The organism is Hymenobacter telluris (assembly GCF_017313265.1).
GTDB classification, from domain to species: Bacteria; Bacteroidota; Bacteroidia; order Cytophagales; family Hymenobacteraceae; genus Hymenobacter; species Hymenobacter telluris.
This window is the reverse complement of record NZ_JAFLQZ010000013.1, coordinates 124,855-139,367: the sequence shown is the minus strand read 5'-3', so window position 1 is coordinate 139,367 and position 14,513 is coordinate 124,855. Positions and strand designations below refer to the sequence as shown.

Genomic DNA, 14,513 nt, shown 5'->3' with positions numbered 1-14,513 from the left:
GAGGGGGAGCCTGACGGCTGGGGAGCAACTAAGGGTTTATGGGGTGGCAGTAAGGACTTGTTGAATCTGCGTCAGAACGTCTGGTAATCTGGCTATTATCTGTGCATTAGAAAACCGCAGGGTTCGGTAGCCTTTCTCCTGCAAGTCGTGAGTCCGACCAGCATCGTATTCTGCCGCGCCTTCTTCTAGATGCACGCAGCCGTCTACTTCGATAATGAGGTGATAGTCAGTACTGACGAAGTCGACAATGTAGCGGCCGATGGTGTGCTGGCGCCGGAATTTGACACCAGCCAGTTGGCGGTTTCGCAGGGCTTGCCAGAGCGTATTTTCGGCTTCTGTAGGGTGGCGGCGCATTTCGGCGCTGAAGCCTTTCAAGTGGCGGTACCAGTTGGTTTTATCGGCGGTAAGGCGGGCGTCGATTGCCTCACCCCCTAGCCCCCTTCCCAAAAGAGAAGGAGGACTAGTTTCTAACTCTAACGCTGGCTTTCGTTCAAGCTTTCCTTTGGGTGACATTAAGTAATAAATAGAGGTTAGAGCTAGAAAACCATAAGCTAGTTCCCCTCTCCCTCATGCTGCGCATCAAGCAGGGGAAGGGGGCTAGGGGGTGAGGCAACTACAGCGCCGTAACGGGCACGCTACTGGGCTCGTAGTTCAGGTTAGGCATCAGCCAGCGTTCCAGCTCCGGCAATGGCATGTTCTTGCGCTCCGCTATATCGGCTACCTGGTCTTGGCCGATGCGGCCGAGCCCGAAGTAGCGTGAGTCGGGGTGGGCGTAGTACAGGCCACTTACCGAGGAAGCCGGGTACATGGCCAGGTTTTCGGTGAGGCGGATACCGGTAGCCGTTTCGGCGTCGAGCAGCTCAAACAAGGTGATTTTCTCGGTGTGGTCGGGGCAGCCGGGGTAGCCGGGCGCGGGCCGCACGCCTTTGTATTTCTCCTGAATGAGGTCTTCGTTCGTGAGGTTTTCGGCCGGGTCGTAGCCCCAAAACTCTTCCCGCACCCGCTGGTGCAGGCGCTCGGCAAAGGCTTCGGCGAGGCGGTCGGCCAGGGCCTTCATCATGATGCTGGAATAGTCATCATGCTCGGCCTCAAACCTTTCCAGGTGCTTCTCGATGCCGATACCGGCCGTCACGGCAAAGCCCCCGATGTAGTCGGCGCGGCCGGTTTCCCGCGGCGCCACAAAGTCGGAGAAGGCGAGGTTGGGCACGCCGGCCGCTTTTTCGCTCTGCTGGCGCAACGTGAAAAACTCGGTGGCTACTTCCTGGCGGGTATCGTCCTTGAACACCTGCACGGTATCGTGGCCGACGGTGTTGGCGGGCCAGAAGCCGACTACGGCGCGGGCCGTGAGCAGCTTCTCGTCGATGATTTGCTTGAGCATCTTCTGGGCGTCGTGGAAGAGCTGGGTGGCGGCTTCGCCCACATTCTCGTCGGTGAGGATGCGCGGGTAGCGGCCTTTCAGCTCCCAGGTCTGGAAGAACGGCGTCCAGTCGATGTACTCGGCCAGCTCGGCCAAGTCGTAGTCTTCCAGGGCTTTGGTACCGAGGAAAGTCGGCTTCACAATGGGGGTGGTTTCCCAGTCGGCTTTGAAGCCATTCTCGCGGGCGGCCTCAATGGTGAGGTAGTTTTTGTCGCGCTGGCGGCCGGCGTAGTCCTCACGGAGCTGGCGGTATTCTTCGCGCACGGTGCGGGCGTACTCCACATCGGCCGAGCCCAATAACGCCGCCGCCACCCCCACCGAGCGTGAAGCGTCGTTGACGTGCACGATGGGGCCGCTGTAGTTGGGCGCAATTTTCACGGCGGCGTGCAGGCGCGAGGTGGTAGCCCCCCCGATGAGCAGTGGCGTTTTAAGACCGCGCTTCTCCATTTCCTGCGCCACGTACACCATTTCGTCCAGGCTCGGCGTAATCAGGCCGCTCAGCCCAATAACGTCTACCTGCTGCTTTTGGGCTTCATCCAGAATCCGCTCCAGCGGCACCATCACGCCCAGGTCCACAATGTCGAAGTTGTTGCAGGCCAGCACCACGCCCACGATGTTCTTGCCGATGTCGTGCACGTCGCCTTTCACGGTGGCCAGCAGAATTTTGCCAGCGGTTTGCCGGTCGCCGCTTTGCTTGTCGGCCAGCAGGTAGGGCTCCAGGTAGGCCACGGCTTTCTTCATCACGCGGGCCGATTTCACCACCTGGGGCAGGAACATCTTGCCCGCGCCAAACAGGTCACCCACCACGTTCATGCCGGCCATCAGCGGGCCCTCAATCACCTCCAGCGGCCGGCCTACCAGCTGCCGAACTTCCTCGGTATCCTGGTCGATAAACTCAGTAATGCCTTTTACTAGCGCGTGTTGCAGGCGTTCTTTCACCGGCAAGCTGCGCCATTCCTGGTTGTTGGTGGCTAATTGTTGGTTGCTGGTTGATTTGTCCTTGATGCTGTCGGCGAAGTCCACGAGGCGCTCGGTGGCGTCGGGGCGGCGGTTGAGCAGCACGTCTTCTACCAGCTCCAGCAGGTCCTTGGGCACTTCGTCGTACACGGCCAGCTGGCTGGGGTTCACGATGCCCATGTCCAGGCCGGCCCGGATGGCGTGGTAGAGGAACGATGAGTGCATGGCTTCGCGCACCACGTCGTTGCCGCGGTACGAGAAACTGATGTTGCTGACGCCGCCGCTGGTGAGGGCGCCGGGCAGGTTCTGCTTGATCCAGCGGACGGCCTCGATGAAGTCCAGCGCGTAGTTGCGGTGTTCCTCCATGCCGGTGCCCACGGTCAGGATGTTGGGGTCGAAGATGATGTCCTCGGCCGGAAAGCCGACTTCGTTCACCAGAATATCGTAGCTGCGCTGGCAGATTTCGATGCGCTTCTCGTAGCTGTCGGCCTGGCCGTTTTCGTCGAAGGCCATGACGACCACGGCCGCGCCGTATTGGCGCACGGTGCGGGCGCGCTGCTTGAATACCTCCTCGCCTTCCTTGAGGGAAATCGAGTTGACGATGCTCTTGCCTTGCACGCATTTCAGGCCGGCTTCCAGTACGCTCCACTTCGAGGAATCAATCATAATCGGCACCCGCGAAATGTCAGGCTCCGAGGCAATCAGGTTCAAGAACGTAGTCATGGCCTGCTCCGAGTCGAGCATGCCTTCGTCCATGTTCACGTCAATCACCTGGGCGCCGCCTTCCACTTGGTCGCGGGCCACTTGCAGAGCCTGCTCGTAGGCGCCGGTCCGGATGAGGCGAGCAAAGGCGCGGCTGCCGGTCACGTTGCACCGCTCGCCCACGTTCACAAACAGGCTTTCTCCCGTGATGCCAAAGGGCTCCAACCCGCTCAAACGGGTGGCAACCGGTACTTCCGGTAAGGGGCGCGGCTCGTACTTCTCGGCTAGCTTGGCCAGCTCGGCAATGTGCTGGGGCGTGGTGCCACAACAGCCGCCTACCACTGTCACCAGTCGGTCGGACAAATAGCCTTCCACTACCCCCGCAAACTCCTGCGCCGACTCATCATACCCGCCAAAAGCGTTGGGCAGACCCGCATTGGGGTAAGCGGAAATATGCACGTCGGCAATGCGGCTCAGCTCCTTGATGTACACCTTGAGCTGGTCGGCCCCGAGGGCGCAGTTCAGCCCCACACTCAGCAGCGGCAGGTGGCGGATGGAGTTCCAGAAGGCTTCCACCGTCTGCCCCGAAAGCGTGCGGCCCGAGGCATCGGTAATGGTACCCGAAATCATAACGGGCACCACCCGCCCCCCTTCGTCGAAGAACTTCTGCACCGCGTACAGCGCCGCTTTGGCGTTGAGCGTGTCGAAGATAGTTTCGATGAGCAGCGCGTCGGAGCCGCCGTCAATCAGGCCGCGCACCTGCTCGTGGTAGGCAGTGGCCAGCTCATCAAAGGTCACAGCACGAAAGCCGGGGCGGTTTACATCGGGCGAGAGGGAGGCGGTACGGTTGGTGGGGCCAATGGCGCCGGCCACGAAGCGCGGCTTGGCGGGGTTCTGGGCGGTAAACTCGTCGGCGGCTTCCTTGGCCAACCGCGCCGACTCGTAGTTCAGCTCATATACTACGTGCTCCAAGGCGTAGTCGGCCTGGGCAATGGTGGTGCCGCTGAACGTGTTGGTTTCCACCATGTCGGCCCCGGCGGCGAAGTACTCGGCGTGGATGCCCTTGATGATGTCGGGGCGGGTGAGGCTGAGTAGGTCGTTGTTGCCGCGTAAAGGGTGCGAGTGGTCGGCGAAACGGGTGCCCCGGAAGTCGGCCTCGGTCAGCGGGTGGCGCTGAATCATGGTGCCCATGGCGCCGTCCAGGATGAGGAGGCGGCGTTCCAGAATATCGTAGAGGGGCGAGTCGGGGCGGTGCGTTTTCATGGTTTCTCCTTCGGAATGCGGGCGTTAAACTAGCTCATCCAGAAAGAGAAAACTGCGAGGGCAGGTTCCGTACTTATCTTCTTTCGCGGCTACAGTAGCGGCAAAATGGGAGTTGGCACCTTGTTTTACTCAGGTTGCCAAGACGTCGTAGGGCCCAATCCCTCGGTCTTTCTGGATAAGTAACAGCGAAGATACACCAGGAAACTCCGAATTTCAATTCTATCCTTGCATACTGCTATGCAGGCGGCGCCTTATCAACTTGATTGTAGCGCCGCGACACCTATCTCTGCCAACCTTCGGTTCGCGTCTTGGCGTCCACGCCGTTCGATCTGCCTAAGTAAACAACGTCAGCAAGGCCAATACGCGAACCGAAGGTCGGCAGAGCCAAGTGTCGCAGCTCTACAATAATTTCCAGTTCTACTTATATAGCCGGCGCACGATAGTTCGTTGAAGCATAGCTGCTTATTCAATGAATAAAGTTGGTGCAGTACTTATCTGCTTCGCTACTGCCGCCCGCTGCTCACTGCCTGAAAGCCTACCCTCGCCGCCATGAAAACGCCTGCTTCCCTTCCCCTGGTTTGCCTTCTGTGTCTGCTGTTACTTACGGGCTCGGCCGGGGCTCAGCCGAAGCCCGTTACGCTCGGCACCGGCTTGCGGGCACAGTATTACAACGGCACGAACTTCGAGAAGCTGGCCCTCACCCGCACCGACCCGACCATTGATTTCAACTGGACTATCGGGCCCGATGGCAACCACTTTGTGTCGCCGGGGCCGGGCGTGCCGGGTGAGTATTTTTCGGTGCGCTGGGTGGGCCACGTGTATGCTCCCGTAACTGGCGCGTATAAATTCCAGATTACCACCGACGACGGCATGCGGGTGTGGGTGGGCGGGCAGCGCATTCTCAATTCCTGGCAGGATCAGGCCGTAAGCAAACACACGGCGCAACTGGTTCTGACGGCCGGGCGCTACTACCCCATCCGGGTGGAGTATTACCAGTCCGGCCGGGACTCCCGCGCCACGCTGGAGTGGCAACTACCGGAAACCAGCAATGAACTGGCCCCCATTCCTGCGTCGTACCTCTACACTAACTTACCCACTACGGCCAAGCCAATACCTGACGAGGAGGAGGTTACTCCTGCTGCTCCGGTAGTTGTAGTGGCCGCAACGCCTCCCGTTTTAGCGAAGCCGAGCCCTGCTCCGGCCGCCGCTCCGGTTAAGCCACCAAAACCGGCAGTAGCTCGCCCTGTTCGGGTAGCGCCGAAACCAGCTCGCCAGCTACCACCTACGCCTGCTTCTGCAACGGACACAAGCACTCAGGCGGCGGCGTTGCCCGATGCGTCCAAATTCAGCAAAGGAGCCGCCGTAACGCTACCTAATCTGTATTTCACCCAGAGTACGGCCACGCTGCTGCCCATCTCGCGCCCTACTCTGAACGCGCTGGCCCGCCTGCTTCGTGAGCAGCCTGCTATGCAACTGGAAATAGCCGGCCACACCGACAACGTAGGCGACGCCGCCCTGAACCTGCGCCTCTCCGAGCAGCGGGCCCGCGTGGTGCGGCAGTACCTGATGCAGCAGGGCATCGACTCGGTGCGGCTGGTGGCCCGCGGCTACGGCGGGGCGCGCCCGGTAGCCGATAACCGCGACGTGCAACAGCGGGCCCGCAACCGCCGGGTGGAAGTGGTAGTGCAGTAGAAGTGAGCGGTAATCTGCGGGGTATTGGCAACCTTCTGAGAGCTTCTTGAACTCTCCGGATTAAATTAAGCTTATCGGCTCAACCTGTTGCCGGGGCCCGCTCGTATGCTGTATCTTACGGCTTCGGGCTGTGCTTTCCGCTGATTTGTACGTGTTTATCGGTTCCTGACTCTTGCGCTTTTCTATTCGATACTTACTGTTGTTGCACGTACTGCTGCTGGCGGGCGTGCAGCGTAGCCAAGCCCAGCAGCTACTCGTGAAAGGCCAGGTCACGGAGGCGGCTAGTGGTAAGCCGGTACCGTTTGCCTCCATCTTCGTGCCGGGCACCACTGCCGGCACCACCGCCGACGATGCCGGCCGCTACACGCTCAGCACCGCCCCCGCCGATACTATTGTGGCCTCGGCCATGGGCTTCAAGGCCATCAAGAAAGCACTCAACCGCCAGGCCCCGCAACAAACCCTCAACTTTGCCTTGGGTGGCAGCGGCGTATCACTGGGCGAAGTGGTGGTGCGCCCCACCGAAAACCCGGCCTACGCCATTATGCGCCGAGTGCAGCAGAACAAGCCCCGCAACGACAAGCAGCGCCTCGACGCCTTCGAGTTCGACAGCTACAACCGCACCGAAATCAGCATCAACAACTTGCCCAAGCAGGTGAGTGGCCGCAAGGTGCTGCGCGAGATGATAGCCGTGGCCGACAGCCTGGGCCTAGAACGCGGGGCCGACGGCAAGCCCGTGGTACCCATCTTCGCCTCCGAAATGCTGTCGAGGTACTACGCGCACCAGCGGCCGTTGCGGCGGCGCGAGGAAATCAAGCGCAACCAGATGCACGGCATGGCCCCGCGCGAGGGCTCGGTGGTGTCGCAGATTATGGGCTCCTCGTTTCAGGACTGGGACTTCTACCCGAACTGGCAGCAGCTGCTGGGCAAGGATTTTATTTCGCCGATTGCCGACGGCTGGAAGTTCACCTACGAGTATGAGCTGCAGGATTCGGTGTACATCGGCGAGGATTTCTGCTACCAGCTGGCCGTTACGCCGCGCCGCCCGCAGGACCTGGCTTTCACCGGCACCATCTGGATTACCAAGGACGGCTACGCCCTGCGCCGCCTCGACCTGAGCGTTAGTCCCGATGCCAACCTCAACTTCGTGGATAAGATTAAGGTATGGCAGGAGCTGACGCCGACTGCCGCCGGGCCGTGGCTACCGCTGCGCACCCGCGTGCTGGTGAGCGTGCGGCCTACCAGCAAAAGCACCGGGGTAATGGCCCGCTTCACTACCGTCAACTCCAACTTCGAGCCCGGCAAGTACCATCCGCTGGAGTTCTACGATGTGCCGATGGCAACGGCCGCCGATGCGTTTAAAAGCGACCCTACCTTCTTCGACAGAAACCGGCCTGATTCGCTGTCGGTGCAGGAGCAAACCACGCTCACGGTACTCGATACAGTGCGCCAGCTGCCGGCCGTGCAGTCCTTCCTGGAGTTGGCTACGGTGGCGGTTACGGGCTACTACCGGGTGGGCAAGATTGACGTAGGCCCGGTGCTGGCCACGCTCGGCTACAACAACATTGAGGGGCTCAGGCCCCGCATCGGCTTCCGTACTACGCCCGACGTCAGCCGCAACTGGATGGCCCGCGTGTACGTGGCGTACGGCCTGCGCGATACCCGCCTCAAGTACGGCCTGCGCACCAGCAAAATCCTGGACCGCCGCACCTGGACCACCATCGGTTTCGAGCACCGCCACGACATCGACCAGGTGGCGCTTCTTGACAACGACTACGCGCTGGAAAATCCGCTGTTTGAAGCCGCCGCCAGTGTGGGCAACATCAACAACGGCCGGCCCCTGCTGCGCGACTTAACCTCGGTGTCGTTTCAAACGGACTTGTTTCGGGGTTTCACGCAGAAAGTAACCGTCCGGCAGCAGCAGTTCCGGCCGCTGTACGATTTTGCCTACTACACCAACGAGGCCCGGCTAGGGGCGCCTACCAACGACAATTTTGCAGTATCGGAGCTGGTGGTAGAGTCGCGCTACGCGCCCGACGAAGTGCTGGTGCAGAGCCAGACCCAAAACTACCGCTCGGCTATTGGCCTCAAGCGGCTGCCGGTATTCACGGTGCGCTACACCTTGGGGCTCAACAAGTTTCTGGGCGGCGACTTCCAGTACCACAAGCTCAATCTGCTGGTAACGCAGAGCGTACGCCTCGGCCAGTTCGGCCGCACCGACTATACGCTTGATGCCGGTTACATTCCGAGCACGGTACCGTATCCGGTGCTCAAGGCGCACCTCGGCAACCAGTCGCCGTTCTACAACGCCGGGGCCTACAACCTGATGCGCTACTTCGAGTTTGTGAGTGACCGGTACGTAGGGTTGCGCTTCGACCACCATTTTGAAGGCTTCCTGCTGAACTCGGTACCCGCGCTCAAGAAGCTGAACTGGCGCTTAGTAGCTACCGGCAACGCACTCTACGGCAGCGTCGATCAGGCCAACAATGCCATCATTCCGGAGCTGGACCCCGAGAGTGGGGAGCCGCTGCCCCGGTTTCAGCCGCTGGGCCGCCTGCCCTACGCCGAAATTGGCTACGGGGTGGAAAATATCTTCCGGGTGGTACGCGTCGACTTTCTGCACCGGCTTACGTATCGTAATTCGCCGGGTGCCAGCAACTTCGGCGTGAAATTTAGTTTTCAATTTAAACTTTGATTTCGTAAACTGCGGACTTAGGAGGCTATGAATACGCGCGGCAGGTCAACCATACAGGCACATTTTCAAGGCTTGCCTGGTGTACTTGCCGCAACTGTCCGGTAGCTTTCCGGCTTGTTCCTGAATCAAATCTTGTCGCTTTTTGTAGAAGAGACTATGGCATACGAAGTAGATAACCTGACCCTCGCCGAAGCCACTCGGCACGCCCCATTCGTTGATTACGCCCGCTGCGTAGACAACAGCCAGCGCCCGTTCAACCACGTAGGCGACTGGCCCGAGCAAGACCAGCTCTACCCCGTACGGGTGGTTGACTCGCGCACCGAAGGCATTGCTTTGGTGCACGTGCTGGGCTTTCAGGGCGAAGCACCCTTTTACAATGCCTTCGCGCCGCACCGCTTTGAAGTGCTGCTCACGGTTTGGCTGAACTAACGCATTGAGTCTTATAAAAGCTGCAAGCGCCCGGTCTGCCATGAGCAGGCCGGGCGTTTCTGTGTAGTCATGCCGCTCTGGTTCGGGGTGCCCAATGGCTGAGCGACCTACGCAACTAAAGCGGTTTTGGAGGTCGGGGCGGGGCTGGTTCCGCCCGTCATCGAACGGACTTGGTGAAAAGCGCCGGCGTCGGGGCGGAGCTTGTCCCCGCCCCTACCGCGTGCATCCTGTACCCCGACCCTGAAACCGCTCTAGCTGATTGGCAATAATTCTTTAACGTCCTCGGCAAGGCCATTTAGGGCATGGTATCCTGGTTATAATAGTTGGCACAAAATATTTTTTAGGTACAATAAATCCAGTTGATTGAGTGGCGGCGTAGATGCCTTCAAATAACTTCACTATCCCCTCCTCTCAACTTAGTCATGAAGAAAAATCTGCTTTCTTTCGCCTTCGTAGCCCTTTTGGGTGCCGCTTCAGTTACATCAGCTTCGGCCCAAGCCACCATGACGCCCGGCACCGTGCAAGTAGGCGGCCAGGCTATGTACCCGAATAAGAATATTGTGGAAAACGCCGTTAACTCGGCCGACCACACCACATTGGTAGCCGCCGTGAAGGCTGCCGGCCTTGTAGAAACACTGCAAGGCAAAGGTCCTTTCACAGTATTTGCGCCCACCAATGCCGCTTTCAACGCCCTGCCTGCTGGTACCGTTGAGACGCTGGTGAAGCCTGAAAGCAAAGCCACCCTCACCAAAATCCTGACCTACCACGTGGTAGCCGGCAACATGACTGCCGACAAAATCATGGCGGCCATTAAAGCCGGTAAAGGCACTGCTACCCTGAAAACCGTAAGCGGCGGTACCCTGAAGGCCATGATGAACGGCCCGAAAAACATGGTACTCGTGGATGAGAAAGGCGGCGTATCCACCATCTCCACCTACGACGTCATCCAGAGCAACGGCGTGATTCACGTAATCGACAAAGTATTGATGCCCTAACCGGCAGTTCTCGTTCAGCTCTGTACTACTTCACCACAACTAAAAAGCGCCTTTCCAATTGGGAAGGCGCTTTTTCCTTTTGACTAGGCTACTACCGGTAGTAAACGTGTCTGTATCCCTGCCACTTACTCTTCCGGGCTGAGTTCTATTACTGGTGGGGCCACATGGGGCGGGCAGTTTTGCTGCTGGGCGGCGGCGGCATACAGGTACCCAAGCCGCAGGGCGCGCTGAAAAAACTCGCAGGCGGCGGGGGCATTGCCTTCCCGTTGCGCTATTCGCCCCAACAGAAAATGCACTTGTCCGTTGCTCGGGCTGGCTTCCAGCACCTGCCGATAATCTTGGCGGGCTTGCAGCAAATCATCGAGCTTGTAGTACGCCAGCCCCCGATACGTCAGGTATTTCACTGGCACCGGCTTACCGGTGGTGGTACGCTGACGCAGCCCCACCGAAAAATCGTGAATGGCCTTCTCAAACTGCTGCTGCTCGAACAGCCGGATGGCTCCGCGCGTCAGCCAGGCCCCGCTTTGCGTGGAGTCCAGCGTTACGGCCGTGCTTAGGTTGCGCTCGGCGTTGGCAATCTGGCCTAGCTCCGTTTGGCACTGCCCCAACCGGTATAGCAAGGTAGCCCGGTCGGCGGGCTGCTCGGTTTCGCGCAGGGCGGCAGTGTAGTCGAGGCCTGCTTGCTCGTAATTGCGGTTGATTAATTGTTCGATTTCGCCACGCCGCTTTAGCGCCTCTTTGTAGGTTGGCTTGAAGTGCAAGGCCTCCGTGAAATAGGCATGGGCCGTTTCCCATTTCCGGCGGCCGTAGGCTCGCAGCCCGTCCTCGTAGTTGCTCACGGCCGTTACGTGGTCCATCACCACTTTCACGGTTCCCATGAAGAGCAGCAGCGCCGCCAAAAACCCGAAGGTCAGCAGGTAGTCGCGCCGCGTAAACCGGCGCTGTTTCGGGATGTTGCGGTAGTACCGCTCAGCCGAGCCGGCGGGGCGGCGGGTGCGCAGCGGCGCTGGGGGCGGCATGGGCACGCCGTAGATGTGCTGCCCCTGCGGCCGGTACTCCTGCTGCCGCTGCGCCTCGGCGGCCCGCTGCTCCACTTGCCGCAGCTGGTAGTCGTAGGCGGCGCGGCGGGCGGGGTCGCCAAGAATCTGGTAGGCGACGGCCACGGCTTTGAACCGCTCCTCATATATAGGACTACCGCCGTGCTTATCCGGATGCAACTGAACCGCCAACTTCTTATAAGCCAGCTTGATAGCAAGAGCGGTGGCAGTGGCCGGCACTCCGAGAACTTGATAATGATTCTGACTCAAGGGATGGTGATAGTACGTAAAAGTACGGCAGATTTCAGACAAGAAGCCGCCTTTCCCGTATGAATGTGCTATCCGAAAACCTCGCTCCGGCAGCTGTTTTCGAAACTTACTCTGCTAACACGATTTTCCGCAAATCTTCTCCTTCCATATGAGCCTTTTCAACGACGAAGACGACTCAACGAAAACATCCCGCACCGATAATATCTTCGGCAACCTGAAAGGCTACCTCGATACGCGTATCGATTTGGTGCGCCTGGAAACCCAGGAAAAAGTGAAAGCCGGCTTCATTGGTACGCTGCACGGCGTGTCGATGGCTGCCATCGGGCTGATGTTTTTTGTCTTCCTAAACCTGTTCGTGGCGTTATTACTCAACGATGTGCTCGACAGCGCCTATTGGGGCTTCGGCATTGTAGCGGCGTTTTATCTGGTGCTGCTTGTCATCTTTGCAGTGGGCGTCGATAAGAAGCTGTTCCAGGGCCTGGCCGACAAGATGCTCAACAACACGATTTACAAATCCGATAAACGTCAAGCCTAATCCGACATGGCCGAACCAACGAATCCTTTGTTCGAGGACGAAAAAGAGTTTCTGGAACGCCAGAAGCTGGAATATGAGCGCGCTCTACTGGGCGAGGTAGAAGAAATTAAAGAGAAAACCCAGCAAATTGGCAAGTACGTGGCCATTGGTGCGGGTGTGCTCACCGGAGTTTGGGCGCTGTCTAAACTGTTTGGGGGCAAAAAGAAATACAAGCCCCAGCACGACCGGGAGCTAGGCGCACGTAGCCGCCGGGCAAGCCGCGCCCTGCGCAAGCCCACTACTTCCGATGCCGATTTAGCCTTGGGCGACGACTTGGGGCTAGGCAGCCACGGCCACCACAACGACCGGGGCGCGCAGCCAGCCGCCTCGGAGCGGGCCCACATTGCGCCCGACGTGTACCACACCGAAAGCGCCGACCTGGATACCGACCCGTTCCGCCCGCTTGGCTTCGATTCGCCCCGGCCAGTGCCAGCCCGCAACCACCGCGCTCAACAGCAGTACGCTCCCGACGATACCAGTGAGGCATCCTCTATTGTTGCCGATGCTTTCCGCTCGTTTTTGCAGTCGGATACCGGCAAGATGCTGGTAGCGCAGGCCACAGCGGTATTGATGGCAGTAGTGGCTAAAAAAGTGGGAGAGTATTTGCCGATGTTCAAAAATCCCGACCTTGCAACCTCTCCTTCGCAGGAGCCGGAAACCCGGGACATCGACTTTACTTACCACCACGACGAAGCGCATGCGCCTCACCAGCCTCTATGATGCTCTAACCGAACGCCGTAAGCACGGGCACAAGTCCTTGGCGGTCCTCCTCGACCCCGATAATCTGGACGAAGCCAGCTGCCAGCACATCATTCAGTTGAGCACGCAGCACGTAGTGGATTACTTTTTTGTGGGTGGCAGCTTGGTGATGACCTCTCACCAGGCTGCCCTCATTCGTTTATTGAAGAGCCGTTCGGCGGTGCCCGTGTTGCTGTTCCCCAGCCACAGCCTGCACCTCGATTCGCAGGCTGATGGTATCCTGCTGTTGTCGCTCATTTCGGGCCGCAACCCCGATTTCCTGATTGGCCAGCACGTAGTAGCGGCGCCGCTGCTGCGCCAAAGCAACCTGGAGATTTTGCCCACTGGCTACATGCTAGTGGATACCGGCCGCCAGACCACCGCCAGCTACATGAGCGGCACTACGCCCCTCCCCCACGATAAGCCTACCATTGCCGCCTGCACCGCCATGGCCGGCGAAATGCTGGGTCTGCGCCTCATGTACCTGGATGGTGGCAGCGGCGCCCAGCACCCCGTGTCACCGGCCATGATTCAGGCCGTGCGGCAAGCCGTGGAAACGCCCATCATCGTTGGTGGCGGCATCAATACCGTAGAGAAAGCGCACAGCGCCCTCAGCGCCGGCGCCGACGTGGTAGTTATCGGCAACCAGATTGAGAAAGACCCCAACTTTCTGGGACAGGTTTCCAAAGCCGTTCAGCGCTTCAATCAGGTAAGTGTAGCCTAGGCAAAACAACCGCCTACCAAAGCAAAAGCCCCGTGCCGCCACTCAAGGCAACACGGGGCTTTTTATATGCTGTACTTATCGGCAGCTTGCGCTACACTAGATGTTCATGGCGGATTCGCGGCGGCGCATTTTACCGGCCGGAATACCGAACATCATCTTGAAGCGGCGGCAGAAATAAGCGGTGTCTTTGTAGCCCACTTCTTTGCCGATGTCGCGGATGCTTTTCTTGGTGGTGCGCAGCAGGAACACGGCGCGTTCCATCCGCTGGTATTCGATGTAGTCCTGGGGGTTGATGCCGGTCAGCATCTTGAAATACTGCCCTACATAGTCTTCGCTCACGTTGGCCACGTTGCTCAGCACTTTGTTGGACAGGTCGCCACCGATGTTCTCCTTGATGTAGTTGAACAGGTCGATGAGGCGGGGGTCCTTGAAGTAGGTGCTGTTAGTAGCCAGCTGCTCTACAAACATCTTGTTCTTGAGGATGTAGCGCACGATTTCCACCACAATATTCTCGGTGTAAATCGTAATCAGCCGCTCCCGGCCGGGCAGCTCCTGCAAGCTCTCCTCCACCACCTTGATGATGAGGTTGCCCAGCTTGGAGTTGTTGGCAATCAGGAACGCCGGCACGTCCAACGACGCGAAGAAGTTCACCGAATCGAACACCTTGGCCTCAAAGCTCACAAAAGAGTGGCTCTCTTCAGCGTCGCCAATTAGGTCGAGGTCGGAGTTAGAATGAAAAAACTTGTCTTTATTGCTGATCAGGTCATCGTTGGTGATGACCTTACCCGTTGATCCTCCGTAGTTTACCTTAGTAGCGCGGCCACCGGGAATGAACAGCATTTCGCCTTCTTCCACTACCTGCTCTTCTTCGCCGAAGGTAATACGGCCCTTATGCAACAGGATAAGATTGTTGCCTACGTCATAGTTATTGCGAACTGTAAAGGGCTGTTGTAGCACCAGATTCTTCGCTTTGATGTATCTCACACCAAGCGATTCTATCACTTTATTATAATCTTCCATTGG

11 protein-coding genes and 1 riboswitch are annotated in these 14,513 nt (G+C 58.8%); of the genes, 7 read left to right on the top strand and 4 right to left on the bottom strand.

All coding sequences use genetic code 11. The features are described 5' to 3' along the window. Nucleotides 1-36 precede the first annotated feature (36 nt). Nucleotides 37-447, bottom strand: coding sequence for an endonuclease domain-containing protein (locus tag J0X19_RS17590; protein WP_206985737.1), 411 nt, complete (start codon nt 445-447; stop codon nt 37-39). A 166-nt stretch (nt 448-613) separates the two neighbouring features. After that, nucleotides 614-4,339, bottom strand: coding sequence for a methionine synthase (metH, locus tag J0X19_RS17585; protein ID WP_206985736.1), 3,726 nt, complete (start codon nt 4,337-4,339; stop codon nt 614-616). Between the two features lie 70 nt (nt 4,340-4,409). After that, nucleotides 4,410-4,521: riboswitch (SAM riboswitch) on the bottom strand. A 367-nt stretch (nt 4,522-4,888) separates the two neighbouring features. Here metH and J0X19_RS17580 point away from each other — a divergent pair. From J0X19_RS17580 to J0X19_RS17565, 4 genes are all read left to right on the top strand, one after another. Beyond that, complete coding sequence (locus J0X19_RS17580; protein ID WP_206985735.1) at nt 4,889-6,031, top strand: PA14 domain-containing protein; 1,143 nt, start codon at nt 4,889-4,891, stop codon at nt 6,029-6,031. Between the two features lie 199 nt (nt 6,032-6,230). Then, on the top strand, nt 6,231-8,723 hold the full coding sequence (locus J0X19_RS17575; RefSeq protein ID WP_206985734.1) for a DUF5686 and carboxypeptidase-like regulatory domain-containing protein: 2,493 nt from the start codon (nt 6,231-6,233) through the stop codon (nt 8,721-8,723). 156 nt (nt 8,724-8,879) lie between these two features. After that, nucleotides 8,880-9,152 carry a hypothetical protein gene (locus tag J0X19_RS17570; RefSeq protein WP_157530825.1) on the top strand — a complete coding sequence of 91 codons (273 nt, stop codon included), beginning with the start codon at nt 8,880-8,882 and terminating at the stop codon, nt 9,150-9,152. A 422-nt stretch (nt 9,153-9,574) separates the two neighbouring features. After that, the gene (locus J0X19_RS17565; RefSeq protein WP_206985733.1) at nt 9,575-10,147 is read left to right on the top strand and encodes a fasciclin domain-containing protein; all 573 of its coding nucleotides are present in this window, start codon (nt 9,575-9,577) and stop codon (nt 10,145-10,147) included. Nucleotides 10,148-10,272: 125 nt separating this feature from the next. On the opposite strand, the gene J0X19_RS17560 is transcribed toward J0X19_RS17565, so the two are convergent. Beyond that, nucleotides 10,273-11,454 carry a J domain-containing protein gene (locus J0X19_RS17560; RefSeq protein WP_206985732.1) on the bottom strand — a complete coding sequence of 394 codons (1,182 nt, stop codon included), beginning with the start codon at nt 11,452-11,454 and terminating at the stop codon, nt 10,273-10,275. A gap of 148 nt (nt 11,455-11,602) precedes the next feature. On the opposite strand from J0X19_RS17560, the gene J0X19_RS17555 reads away from it, so the two are divergent. Genes J0X19_RS17555 through J0X19_RS17545 form a run of 3 tightly spaced genes read left to right on the top strand, consistent with a single transcriptional unit; the run spans nt 11,603 to nt 13,490 of the window. Continuing rightward, nucleotides 11,603-11,989 (top strand): phage holin family protein, encoded by a 387-nt coding sequence (locus tag J0X19_RS17555; protein WP_206985731.1) that lies wholly within the window; start codon nt 11,603-11,605, stop codon nt 11,987-11,989. A gap of 6 nt (nt 11,990-11,995) precedes the next feature. After that, nucleotides 11,996-12,748 (top strand): hypothetical protein, encoded by a 753-nt coding sequence (locus J0X19_RS17550; RefSeq protein ID WP_206985730.1) that lies wholly within the window; start codon nt 11,996-11,998, stop codon nt 12,746-12,748. Next, nucleotides 12,726-13,490, top strand: coding sequence for a geranylgeranylglyceryl/heptaprenylglyceryl phosphate synthase (locus J0X19_RS17545; protein WP_206985729.1), 765 nt, complete (start codon nt 12,726-12,728; stop codon nt 13,488-13,490). Before J0X19_RS17550 ends, J0X19_RS17545 begins: the two co-directional genes overlap by 23 nt. Before the next feature lie 96 nt (nt 13,491-13,586). Here the strand turns inward: J0X19_RS17545 and J0X19_RS17540 are convergent, their stop codons facing one another. Continuing rightward, nucleotides 13,587-14,510: a helix-turn-helix domain-containing protein gene (locus J0X19_RS17540; RefSeq protein WP_022825541.1), complete on the bottom strand. Its 924-nt coding sequence runs from the start codon at nt 14,508-14,510 to the stop codon at nt 13,587-13,589. Nucleotides 14,511-14,513 lie beyond the last annotated feature (3 nt).

Excerpts from the sequence above, each read along its gene's own strand:
- J0X19_RS17545 (WP_206985729.1), top strand. The coding sequence starts at position 12,726 with ATGCGCCTCACCAGCCTCTATGATGCTCTAACCGAACGCCGTAAGCAC.
- J0X19_RS17570 (WP_157530825.1), top strand. The coding sequence starts at position 8,880 with ATGGCATACGAAGTAGATAACCTGACCCTCGCCGAAGCCACTCGGCAC.
- J0X19_RS17550 (WP_206985730.1), top strand. The coding sequence starts at position 11,996 with ATGGCCGAACCAACGAATCCTTTGTTCGAGGACGAAAAAGAGTTTCTG.
- J0X19_RS17565 (WP_206985733.1), top strand. The coding sequence starts at position 9,575 with ATGAAGAAAAATCTGCTTTCTTTCGCCTTCGTAGCCCTTTTGGGTGCC.
- metH (WP_206985736.1), bottom strand. The coding sequence starts at position 4,339 with ATGAAAACGCACCGCCCCGACTCGCCCCTCTACGATATTCTGGAACGC.
- J0X19_RS17580 (WP_206985735.1), top strand. The coding sequence starts at position 4,889 with ATGAAAACGCCTGCTTCCCTTCCCCTGGTTTGCCTTCTGTGTCTGCTG.
- J0X19_RS17540 (WP_022825541.1), bottom strand. The coding sequence starts at position 14,510 with ATGGAAGATTATAATAAAGTGATAGAATCGCTTGGTGTGAGATACATC.
- J0X19_RS17555 (WP_206985731.1), top strand. The coding sequence starts at position 11,603 with ATGAGCCTTTTCAACGACGAAGACGACTCAACGAAAACATCCCGCACC.